Raw genomic sequence first — 10,662 nt, 5'->3', positions numbered from 1 at the left:
CTTGATCAGGCCCCGTTGATCAGGGCGACCCGGGCCAGGGTGGCCTGGGCCATCTTGACGTGTGCGGCATCGACCAGCACGCCTTCCACACCCACCGCTCCCAGGCCCTTGGCCTCACCCTCGCGGTAGGCGGCCATATTGCGTTCGGCCAGCGCAATCTCCTCGGCGGTCGGCGAGTACACCGTGTTGGCCACCGGGATCTGGCTGGGGTGAATCGCCCACTTGCCGGTGTAGCCCAGCAGCGAGGCCCGCCGCGCCTCCCGTTCGTAGCCCTGCAGGTCGGCGTAGTCGGGGTAGGGCGCGTCGATCGCGTCGATCCCGGCGATGCGGGCCGCGACCAGCACCTTGTTCCGTGCGTAGTGCCAGAAATCGCCGGGGTAGTCGCCGAGCGGGACGAAGTTGGTGTCCACCCGCGCACCCTGGGACAGCGAGAAGTCACCGACCCCGAAGATCAGCGCGTCGATGCGGGGGCTGGCTTTGGCGATCTCCTCGGCGTTGGCCAGCCCTTCGACCTCTTCGATGAGCACTTCCAGCCGGATGCGGCGGTCCAGCCCGAGCTTGTCCTCCAGCTGGGTCAGCAGCACGTCGACCCACCACACGTCGCGGGCGGTGCACGCCTTGGGCACGACGATGGTGTCCAGGTTGTGGCCGGCGGCGGTGACGACCTCGATGATGTCGTCGTGGCACCACTGGGTGTCCAGCCCGTTGATCCGGATGGCGCGCGCGGTACGCCCCCAGTCCAGTTCGTTGAGCGCGGTGATGACCTTGGCCCGTGCGCCTTCTTTGTAGGCGGGTGCGGTCGCGTCCTCCAGGTCCAGGAACACCAGGTCGGCCTGTGAGGCGGCGGCCTTGGCGAACATGTTGTCGTTGCTGGCGGGCACGGCGAGCTCCGAGCGGCGCAACAGCGAGGTCGCGGATGTCACAGTGGGTTTCTCCTTAGCTGGGCTACAGCACGCCGCGGGCGCGCAGATCCTCGATATCGGATGGGGTCAGGTCGAGCAGTTCGCCGTAGACGGCGGTGTTGTGTTCACCCAGCCGCGGGCCCAGGTGCTCGACGCGGCCCTCGGCGGCCGAGAACCGCGGCACCGGCGCCTGCACCGTCATGGTGCCGAGCTGCTGGTCGCCGACCTGCACGAACACCCCCCGGTGCGCCAGCTGATCGTCGGCGACCAGGTCGGTGATGTCGTACACGGGGGCGGCGGCGACCTGCTCGGCGTCGAAGACCGCCATCGCCTCGGCCAGCGTCTTGGTGGCCACCCAGTCGGCGACCACCTGGTCGACTTCGCGGGCGCGGGCCAGCCGCCGCTGCGGATCGGAGAAGTCGGCATCCTCGACCAGGTCCGCCCGCCCGATCGCCCGGAACACCCGCAGCGCCAGCGCCGGCGAACTGCCCGACATCGCCAGCCAACGTCCGTCCGATGTCTGATAGGTGTTGCGGGGGGCCGATATATCCCACCGGTTGCCGGCCCGGGTCGGTACCAGTCCGAGTTGGTCGTAACCGAGCAGGGTCTGCTCCAGCAGGCGCGCCAGCGGGTCGATCAGGTTGATGTCGATCAGCTGTCCGGACCCGCCATGCACGTCGCGGTGATACAGCGCCATCATCACCGCGTAGGCGGCGTTCAGCGACGCCACCCCGTCGGCCAGCATGAACGGCGGCAGTGTCGGCGGGCCGTCGGCCTCCCCGGTGATGTTGGCGAAGCCGCTCATCGCCTCACCGAGCGTGCCGAACCCGGGCCGCTCGCTCTTGGGCCCCGACAGCCCGAAGCCGGTGATGTGCAGCATGACGATGCGGTCGTTGACGGCGCGCAGCGCCTCGTAATCGAGCCCCCAGGCGCGCAGCGTCTGGGGGCGGGTGTTGACGATCACCACGTCGGCGTGCGCGACCAGCCGGCGGACCAACTCCTGCCCCTCGCGGACCCGCAGATTGCAGGTGATCGAACGTTTGTTGCGCGACACCGACTTCCACATCAACCCGACGCCGTCACGCTGGTTGCCCCAGCCGCGGATCGGGTCCCCGGAACCGGGTTGTTCGATCTTGATCACGTCGGCGCCGAACTCGCCGAGATAAGTGGCCGCCAGCGGTGCGGCCGCCAGGGTGGCCAGGTCCAGCACCCGGATGCCGTCCAGCATCATCCGCGTCATGCTGGCACGGTAGCTGCGCGCTGCGGGCGCGCCAGACCCAGGTGCTCACGCAGGGTGTTGCCCTGGTATTCGGTGCGAAACAGCCCGCGCCGCTGCAACTCCGGGACCACCATCCGCACCACGTCCTCGAAGGCGCCCGGAAGATGCGTCGCGGCCAGGACGAATCCGTCGCAGGCACCGCCGTGGAACCACTCCTCCATCTGGTCGGCGACCTGCGGCCCGGTGCCCACGAACCGCGGACCCTGCAGCAGGGTGGCGCGGTGACCGGCCAGGTCGCGCAACGTGAGGTTGTCCCCGATGTGGGCGCGCAGGTTCTGCACCAGCCCCCGGATGCCCGACACCGAGGCGATCAGCTCGTCGGTGATCGGATCGTCGAGGCTGTGCTTGGCGAAGTCGTAATTCATCAACTCCGACAGCAGCGTCAGTGAGGCCATCGGGTGCACCAGATCGTTGAGCAGGATCTGCTCGCGCTCTTTGGCCTGGGCTTCGGTCTCGCCCACCACCGCATACGCCATCGGACACAGCTTCACCGATGACGGGTCGCGGCCCGCGGCGCCGAGACGCTCCTTCTGGTCGGCGTAGTGACCGCGGGCAACCTCCAGGCCCGGGTCGCCGGTGAAAATCAAATCCGCCCAGCGGGAGGCGAATTCGCGGCCGCGGCCCGACGAACCGGCCTGGATGATGACCGGGCGGCCCTGCGGCGTGCGCGGCACCGTCAGCGGCCCGCGCGCCGAGAAGTACGGGCCGTCGTGCCCGAGTTCGTGCACCTTGTCCGGGTCGGCGTAGATGCCGGCCGCCCGGTCGTGCAGGATCGCGTCGTCTTCCCAGGTGTCCCACAGTCCCGCGACGACGTCGAGGAATTCGTCGGCGCGGTCGTAGCGCTCGTCGTGACTGAGATGACTTTTCAGACCATAGTTTTGGGCTTCGCTGTCATTGACCGAGGTGACGACGTTCCAGGCCGCCCGACCCCGCGACAGGTGGTCCAACGTGGCGAAGGTGCGGGCGACGTGAAACGGCGGGTAATAGGTGGTGGAGTACGTGGCGCCCAGTCCGATCTTGCTGGTGGCCTGCGCCAGCACCCCGAGCACGATCGACAGATCCAGCTTCACCGGACGCGCCCCGTAGCGCACCGCCTCGGCCACCGAGCCGCCGTAGATGCCCGGCATCGCGAGCCGGTCGTCGAAGAACATCAGGTCGAAGCAGCCCTCTTCGAGTTGCCGGCCGATCTTGGCGTAGTAGGACGCGTCGAGGTAACCGTGTTCGGTGGCAGGGTGCCGCCAGGATCCGGCGTACACCGACGTGCTGCCGGCTTGCATGAAGGCGACGAGCGCCATCTGATCGCGTCGTGTGGTCATAACTCAGGTTTAGCATCTGATATTTCAGATATCAAGTGTTAGATGTCCGGGGTGCTCTATGCTGTTGGCCATGGCGGCCAACAATGTCGATATCGCCGGCACCGTGCGCGAACGCGCGGCGCGCGAGCTGCGCAATCGCATTCTCACCGGCGCGCTGCCGGCCGGGACGCGGCTGGACCTGGACGCCATCACCGCGGAGTTCGCCACCAGCCGCACCCCGGTCCGCGAGGCATTGCTGGAGCTGTCTTATGAGGGGTTGGTGAAGGTCGCGCCGCGCAGCGGCGTCACGGTAATCGGGATCAGCCCGGCCGACGTGCTGGACAGCTTCACCATCCTGGGCGTGTTGACCGGGCAGGCCGCCGCGTGGGCGGCGCAGCGGGTCTCCCCCGAGGACGTCGAGCGCCTCCGGGAACTGGCCGCCGGGGTCGAGGCACAGACCGGCAGCGACAGCATCGGAGACGCGAATTGGCGCTTCCACCAGGCGATCCACCGGGCGGCACATTCGCCGCGGCTGTCCGCGCAGATCCGCTACGCGGTACGGGTGGTGCCGACGAACTTCCTGACGGTGTTTCCCGAGCACGAGCACCACTCGCTGGAGGATCACCAGCAGCTGCTCGCCGCCCTGGCCGACGGCAATGCCGAGAAGGCCCGCGTCATCGCCGAACGGCACGTCCTGGACGCGGGGCGCTCGCTGGCGGAGTGGCTCGAACAGACCGGCACCGCGGGCTGAGCCGAAGCCTCCCCGCGAGCGGCATTCTCCCGACGCATCGTCGGCATGTCGCGTCGGCAGACTGCCACTCGGCGCGACGAGTCAACGTCGGCGGATGATGGCCCGCAGCTTCTCCAGTCGCCCGGCGATCTCACGTTCGTTGCCGCGGGCGGTGGGCTGATAGTAGTCCACACCGACCAGCTCTTCGGGCGGATACTGTTGTGGCACAACACCGTCGGGATGGTCGTGGGCGTACCGGTAACCCACCGCGTTGCCCAGCGCTTGTGCCCCGGCGTAGTGGCCGTCGCGCAGGTGCGGCGGCACCAGCCCGGCCTTCCCGCCTTTGATGTCGGCCATCGCTAGGGCCAGCGCGGTGGTCACGGCGTTGGATTTCGGCGCGGTCGCCAGGTGCACGGTGGCGTGCGCCAGGGTCAGCTGCGCTTCAGGCAGGCCGATCAGCGCGACGGTCTGCGCGGCGGCCACCGCGGTCGGCAGCGCGGTCGGATCCGCCATGCCGATGTCCTCGCTGGCCAGGATCATCAGCCGGCGCGCGATGAACCTGGGGTCCTCCCCCGCGACCAGCATCCGGGCCAGGTAGTGCAGGGCGGCGTCGACGTCGGAGCCGCGCACCGATTTGATGAACGCGCTGATCACGTCGTAGTGCTGGTCGCCGTCCCGGTCGTAGCGCACCGCGGCCTTGTCCAGCGACTGTTCGATGGTCTCGACCGTGACGTCGGTACCCGACTCCGAGGCCACCTCCAGCGCGGTCAGCGCACGCCGCGCATCACCGGCAGCGAGCCGCACCAGCAGGTCGACGGCCTCGGGCGCGACCGCCACCCGCCCGGCCAGGCCGCGCGGATCGTCGATCGCGCGCTGCACGACGGCACGGACGTCCTCGGCGCCCAAGGACCGCAGTTGCAGGATCAGCGACCGGCTCAGCAGCGGCGCGACCACCGAGAACGACGGGTTCTCGGTGGTGGCCGCCACCAGCAGCACCACCCGGTTCTCCACCGCCGAGAGCAGCGCATCCTGCTGGGTTTTGGAGAACCGGTGCACCTCGTCGATGAACAGCACGGTCTGCTCGCCGTAGGCGGCCGCGCGCCGGGCGGTGTCGATGACCGCGCGCACCTCCTTGACCCCGGCGCTCAGCGCCGAGAGCGCTTCGAATCGGCGGCCGGTGGCGCCCGAGATCAACGACGCCAGCGTGGTCTTGCCGGTTCCGGGCGGCCCGTAGAGGATGACCGAGGCCGCTCCGGAGCCGTCGACCAGTCGGCTCAGCGGCGAACCCGGCCCCAGCAGGTGGTCCTGGCCGACCACCTCGTCCAGGGTGGCCGGACGCATCCGCACTGCCAGCGGCGCGGGCGCGGCGGCACCCGGCGCGGCGGGCTCAGCCGCGCCGGAGAGGTCGAACAGACCGTCGGACACGATTCCAGGCATACCACGCCGCGGTGACGCAGGCGGTGGGCCCTCAGTGCATGGGGCAACCGGCCGGGGTGTCCGGGGTGTGGTCGTGGTGACGGTAGGGGGTGCCGGTGACGCCGCCGCGACGGGCCAGCACCCGAGCGAGCTGCACATTCAGCGCCCACCACGGGTCGCTGTGGCGCGCCCGCACCGCTCGCCGGAGCCCCGCGCCCGGAACGCGGTCCAGGATCATCCGGGACTTGACGCTGGCGTGCACCGCCAGACCGGTCAGCGTCTTCCACGGCTGGATCGGCACATCGCGGTACGGGGTGGCCGACACCAACGCTCGCGCCAGCGGGTCACCGCTGTAGTAGGCGATCATCCCGACCGCCGGCGCGACCGCGGCGCGCGCCAGTGTTCCGGGTAGCCCCGCGATGCCCGCCAGCCCGTCCGTCGCCGCCCGCGTCATCTGTGCCGTCCAGTCGGTCGGGCCGCCGGCGGTGGAGATCATGTACTCCGCCAACATGATTCCGTCCTGCGCGGTGGTGGGAATGATCTCCGGCGTCACACCGAAGACGTAGGCGATGTAGGACCAGTACCGCATCACCGCGTCCATCTCGGCGGTCGAGCGTCGTCGGCCGTGGTTGTGGTCGGTCAGCATGGGCAGCAGGCCGAACGTCACCGCCGCCCCCATGGTGGTGCTGGTCGATATCGGGTTGCCGTGCACGCTGAAGTGCTCGTCACCCCAGGATCTGCGCAGCCCCAGCCGGACCTGTGAATGCATCAGGCGGACCCGCACGGTCTCCTTGAATTCCGGGCTGTAGCGATCGACGAAGCCCGGCTTGGTGGCGTCGTGGAACCACTTCGCGGTCTCCAGATTGCGCACCAGCGGCGCGTTCACGAAGCGCTTGGTGGCCCCGGTCGCCGACGACACCTCGGCCCCCACGAAGGTGCCGATGGCATCCTGGATACCCATCCCGAGCTTGCCGGCCAGTGAGCAGTCGATCCACAGCCGTCGCCCCTGCTCCCACACCACCGGATCATGCCAGGGCGGCGGGTTGTCCAGGCTGGCGAAAAGGTCGACGAGTTCGACCGGCGGGTCGTCGATGCTGGCGATACCGTGATTGAGCGCCCGGTCCAGCAGCGTGCGGCCACGCGCGACGCTGATCACCCGGAACCGCTCCACCACGGCGTCCATCAGCGGGTCGCCCTGCCAGTAGTGGTCGATGAACAGATCGAGCAGGTCTTGTTGGCGCTGGTTGAGCACACCCGGGCGGAAGTCGTCGAACACCGGCCGATCCGCCCAGGCCGGATCACGTTTGAGCCGGGCAGGTGGCGGGCGCAGCGCCATGCCCGGCCGGTAGTAGTAGTCGTAGGGGTGGCCGGTCTGCTGGGCCACCGTGGTCATGACGCGATCCGCTCAATCGGGCGCGCGGCGCGCACCCGGCGCCGGGCCGCCTCTACTTCGCGGATCTCGCCCAGCATCCGCGGGGCGTTCAGCAAGGCTCGCGCCAGTTGCCGATACCCGTTTCGTACCAGCAGATTCGGCTGCCGGAAGCCCACCGCCTGCTGCACCGGTTCGGGCATCATGTCCATGATCACCCAGTAGGCGAAGTCGTAGATCGGGCGCAACGGCGTGATGCCCGGCGGGTTCAGCAACTGCAGGTACTTGATGTTGTCGACGTTGAGACCCACTTCGGCCGCGGACGGGGATTCGGTGAGCACGCGGCGGCATTCGGCTCTGGTCTGCGGCAGGTTCGTTCCGCCCAGCGCCTCGCCGACCCGGGCGTAGTCCCGGTAGAAGTCGTCCAAGTCGGTGCCGCGCAACGGCTTCGGATGGTATCGGCGGTGCGCTCCGGCGAGGCCGTCCACCACACTGGCGTAGGTCCAGCGGAAGAACTCCGGTTCGTCGGCGTCGTAGGGCTTGCCGTCCGGTCGGGTGCCCTTGACCCGGTGATGCATCGCCTTGACCGTCTGGCACAACGATTCGGCCGTCTCCGTCGAGCCGTAGATGACGCCGGTGAAAAACGAAAAGGTATGACCCGCACGCACCATCAGACCGCTGCTGGAAAATGTTCCAGAGCGCACACTGCCGTCCGGGCGGTGCCCGACCAGCTTCGAATGGTCATATACCGCGTACTGGATGTCCTGGTGCAGGATGTCGATCATCGCGGTGTTGACCATGCCGACCACCACCGACGGGGTGTGGGTGTGCACATACCAGGCGGCGCTGTCGGGTCCGAACCAGCCGGGATCACCGGCGGGGCCGTCGAAGCGCGCCTTCTTGAAGTACTCCGGGCGTTGGATCTCGAAGAACAGGTCCATGGGATTGAGCAGCGCCGTCGGGTTGCGCCGCAGTTCCGCCCAGATCGGTGAAAGGTCGGGCACGGTGCCGTCGTCCAACGGCACCAGGCGCCGGATCACTTCGTCGACGGGTAGCACCGTTCGGATCACATCATCGAGTAACGCCACGTCGGCCACCTCTCTGGGGCTGTGTTCTGGCTCACATCCAGCTTAGAATTGAAAAGAACTCGGCTTCTACTCACTTTTTCCTCCGACACACAGAACCGGGAGGGCATCCATATGGCCAGTTCAGGCCGCAGTATTCCGGTGCAGAAGCGTTCGCAGCAGACTATCGACGGGATTCTTGACGCGACCACTCAGCTTTTGGACCGCGATGGTTATCACGCTGTGTCCACCAACCAGATCGCCAAGCAGGCCCATCTGAGCATCGGCACCGTGTACCGCTATTTCGCCGACAAGGACGCGATCGTCGTCGCGCTGCGGGCCCGCACCGAAGACGACATCATGCGTCGACTGGTCGCCGCGCTGGCCGAAGGGTTGGCCCTGGACGCGGTGGCCGGTGCCCGGCATGTGTTGTCCGCGCTGGTGGATGCGCTCGAAGACCACCGCGGGGTGATGGCCGCGGTGATCAATGACCTGCCGATGGGCAGCCAGAGCAATGTGCTTCCCCGCATCGAAGCGCACCTGTATCACCTTGCGCGCCTGGCGCTTCTACAGCACTACCCGCAGCTGCCCGACGACGCGGTGGACGAAATGCTGTATCTGGGAATGGGGATGATGCTGCAGGCGGCGCTGCGCATCGCCATCGATCGCCCGCCCGACATGAGCAAGCAGTCGTTGCTGGATCGCGCGGCAGTGCTTGCGGCCAGCGTCAACTCGATCCTGGCGGCCTAGCGTCAGCCCTGGGTCACGAAGTCGATGAGTTCCTCAACTCGGCCGATCAGGGCCGGCTCCAGGTCATTCCAGTCCCGCACCCGGCCGCGGATCCGCCGCCAGGCCGCGGCGATGTCAGCCTGATCGGAGTGCGGCCAGCCCAACTGCTCGCACACCCCGTGTTTCCATTCGACGCCGCGCGGTACCGTCGGCCAGGCTTGACGCCCAATCCGGTCTGGTTTCACCGCCTCCCAGATGTCGATGAACGGGTGCCCGACGACCAGTGTGTGCTCGCCGTCGGGGCCGCGGCGGACGGCGTCGGCGATCCGCGATTCCTTCGACCCGGCCACCAGGTGATCGACCAGCACCCCGAGCCGGCGGCCGGGGCCGGGCCGGAAATCCTCGACGACACCGACCAGGTCGTCGACGCCGCCGAGGTGCTCGACCACCACGCCCTCGACCCGTAAGTCTTCACCCCAGACCTGCTCGACCAGTTCCGCGTCGTGGCGGCCCTCGACGTAGATCCGGCTGGCCAGTGCGACTTTCGCACGCGCACCCGCCACGGCCACCGAACCCGATGCGGTGCGCGTGGCCGCCTTGGGCGCGGGTCCTCGCGGCGGGGTGAGGATCACCGGCTTGCCGTCGATCAGATAGCCGGGGCCGACCGGGAAGCCGCGGGTGCGGCCCTGACGGTCCTCCAGGTCCATCCGGCCGTAGGCCACCCGCACCACCGCACCCACGTACCCGCTCTGGGCATCTTCGACGACCATGCCCAGTTCCACCGCTACCTCGGTGGAACGGACCTTGCGGGCGGCGTGCGGATTGTTGGCGAGGACGTCGGATCCGTAATGATCGGGCACCCGGCGATCCTAGGGTGCGTCGTGCGCCTCGCGTGTGAACTGACGGCGCCGTTTCGCAGATTTTTCCGCCGCGGGTTCACACTCGGCGCAAGGGGCGCACCGTGTTTGCGTGCCGGCGGCGGATGGTCAGCACCAGCACGCCGGCGACGGTGATGCTGACCAGGTTGACCGCCAGCTGCGCCGCGGATTTACCGACCACCTCCCAATCGCCGACGGTCGCGGCGACCACCGCGAACCCCGCCGCGGGCACCGTGGTCACCGAGATGAACACCCCGACCAGCGCCGCCGATTTCGCCGAGGTCAGCGACAGCATGCCGGCGGCCCCGGCCAGCAGCGCCACCACCACCGACAGCGGCCCCACCTGGAAGATGAAGTCGACGTGACTGTTGCGGGGGTCGCCCAGATGCACCCATCCGACCGCTTCCCCGGCCAGGGTGGCCAGCGCGGTCACCACCATCGCCACCGGGAACCCGACCGCCAGCGCGATCGTGGCGCGTCGGGCCAGATCCAGCCGGCGGCGTACCAGCGCCACCGCCAACGCCGCCAGCGGCCCGAATTCGGGTCCGACCACCATGGCGCCCACCACGGTGACGGTGGACTCGGTGATCACCCCGATCGCCGCGATCAGGCAGGCCAGGCACAAGAACATCAAGAAGGTGACGTTGAGCGACGATTCCTCGCGGGTGCGCCCGATCAACTCCTCCCACACCAGCGCGTCGGCCGGGTCGCCGGCCGCCTTCTTCTCGGCCCGGTAGGCGCTCTTGGACACCACCGTATCGATGACTTCCATGGTGATCGCGCCGCGTTTGTCCAGCCGCAGCTCCTTGAGCCGCTCGACGACGTCATCGGCGATTTCCCGGGCGATATCGGCCGTGATGACGTCGCCGACCGGATTCACCCCGGCGTCCGGATGCAGCACCACATGCGCGACGCCGGGTTCGCTCTCAAACAACTCCAGCACCTGGTCCCGCACTTCGGTGGGGGCAATCACCCGCAAATGCAACACGACGCGCACCTT

General features: G+C 68.5%; 10 protein-coding genes. 2 read left to right on the top strand and 8 right to left on the bottom strand.

Annotated elements, in window-relative coordinates:
- Positions 1–5: 5 nt before the first annotated feature.
- From AC5Y36_RS17430 to AC5Y36_RS17420, 3 genes are read right to left on the bottom strand one after another with little or no spacing between them, the layout of a single operon-like run.
- Positions 6–923, bottom strand: coding sequence for an HpcH/HpaI aldolase/citrate lyase family protein (locus tag AC5Y36_RS17430; RefSeq protein ID WP_500042186.1), 918 nt, complete (start codon positions 921–923; stop codon positions 6–8).
- A gap of 22 nt (positions 924–945) precedes the next feature.
- On the bottom strand, positions 946–2,130 hold the full coding sequence (locus tag AC5Y36_RS17425) for a CaiB/BaiF CoA transferase family protein (RefSeq protein WP_500042193.1): 1,185 nt from the start codon (positions 2,128–2,130) through the stop codon (positions 946–948).
- Between the two features lie 8 nt (positions 2,131–2,138).
- Entirely contained in the window at positions 2,139–3,497 is a 1,359-nt protein-coding gene (locus AC5Y36_RS17420) for an LLM class flavin-dependent oxidoreductase (protein WP_500042185.1), read from the bottom strand.
- Between the two features lie 70 nt (positions 3,498–3,567).
- On the opposite strand from AC5Y36_RS17420, the gene AC5Y36_RS17415 reads away from it, so the two are divergent.
- Entirely contained in the window at positions 3,568–4,227 is a 660-nt protein-coding gene (locus AC5Y36_RS17415; protein WP_500042184.1) for a GntR family transcriptional regulator, read from the top strand.
- 81 nt (positions 4,228–4,308) lie between these two features.
- Here AC5Y36_RS17415 and AC5Y36_RS17410 read toward each other — a convergent pair whose 3' ends face one another.
- From AC5Y36_RS17410 to AC5Y36_RS17400, 3 genes are read right to left on the bottom strand one after another with little or no spacing between them, the layout of a single operon-like run.
- A complete protein-coding gene (locus AC5Y36_RS17410) occupies positions 4,309–5,643 on the bottom strand; it encodes a replication-associated recombination protein A (RefSeq protein ID WP_500042183.1) in 1,335 nt (444 codons plus the stop codon).
- 31 nt (positions 5,644–5,674) lie between these two features.
- Positions 5,675–7,015 (bottom strand): oxygenase MpaB family protein, encoded by a 1,341-nt coding sequence (locus AC5Y36_RS17405; RefSeq protein ID WP_500042182.1) that lies wholly within the window; start codon positions 7,013–7,015, stop codon positions 5,675–5,677.
- On the bottom strand, positions 7,012–8,079 hold the full coding sequence (locus tag AC5Y36_RS17400; protein ID WP_500042181.1) for an oxygenase MpaB family protein: 1,068 nt from the start codon (positions 8,077–8,079) through the stop codon (positions 7,012–7,014). The genes AC5Y36_RS17405 and AC5Y36_RS17400 overlap by 4 nt, the downstream gene beginning before the upstream one ends.
- 111 nt (positions 8,080–8,190) lie before the next feature.
- On the opposite strand from AC5Y36_RS17400, the gene AC5Y36_RS17395 reads away from it, so the two are divergent.
- A complete protein-coding gene (locus AC5Y36_RS17395; protein WP_500042180.1) occupies positions 8,191–8,805 on the top strand; it encodes a TetR/AcrR family transcriptional regulator in 615 nt (204 codons plus the stop codon).
- A gap of 2 nt (positions 8,806–8,807) precedes the next feature.
- Here the strand turns inward: AC5Y36_RS17395 and AC5Y36_RS17390 are convergent, their stop codons facing one another.
- Both AC5Y36_RS17390 and AC5Y36_RS17385 read right to left on the bottom strand, forming a co-directional pair.
- Positions 8,808–9,644 (bottom strand): DUF3097 domain-containing protein, encoded by an 837-nt coding sequence (locus AC5Y36_RS17390; protein WP_500042179.1) that lies wholly within the window; start codon positions 9,642–9,644, stop codon positions 8,808–8,810.
- Between the two features lie 76 nt (positions 9,645–9,720).
- The gene (locus AC5Y36_RS17385) at positions 9,721–10,650 is read right to left on the bottom strand and encodes a DUF389 domain-containing protein (protein WP_500042178.1); all 930 of its coding nucleotides are present in this window, start codon (positions 10,648–10,650) and stop codon (positions 9,721–9,723) included.
- Positions 10,651–10,662 lie beyond the last annotated feature (12 nt).

The organism is Mycobacterium sp. NGS50 (assembly GCF_059812545.1).
The sequence above is the reverse complement of the archived record's forward strand: the minus strand, read 5'-3'. Positions and strand labels throughout refer to the sequence as shown.

Coding starts and splice junctions, on each gene's coding strand:
- AC5Y36_RS17425 (WP_500042193.1), bottom strand. CDS start 2,130: ATGCTGGACGGCATCCGGGTGCTGGACCTGGCCACCCTGGCGGCCGCA.
- AC5Y36_RS17405 (WP_500042182.1), bottom strand. CDS start 7,015: ATGACCACGGTGGCCCAGCAGACCGGCCACCCCTACGACTACTACTAC.
- AC5Y36_RS17410 (WP_500042183.1), bottom strand. CDS start 5,643: ATGCCTGGAATCGTGTCCGACGGTCTGTTCGACCTCTCCGGCGCGGCT.
- AC5Y36_RS17395 (WP_500042180.1), top strand. CDS start 8,191: ATGGCCAGTTCAGGCCGCAGTATTCCGGTGCAGAAGCGTTCGCAGCAG.
- AC5Y36_RS17415 (WP_500042184.1), top strand. CDS start 3,568: ATGGCGGCCAACAATGTCGATATCGCCGGCACCGTGCGCGAACGCGCG.
- AC5Y36_RS17420 (WP_500042185.1), bottom strand. CDS start 3,497: ATGACCACACGACGCGATCAGATGGCGCTCGTCGCCTTCATGCAAGCC.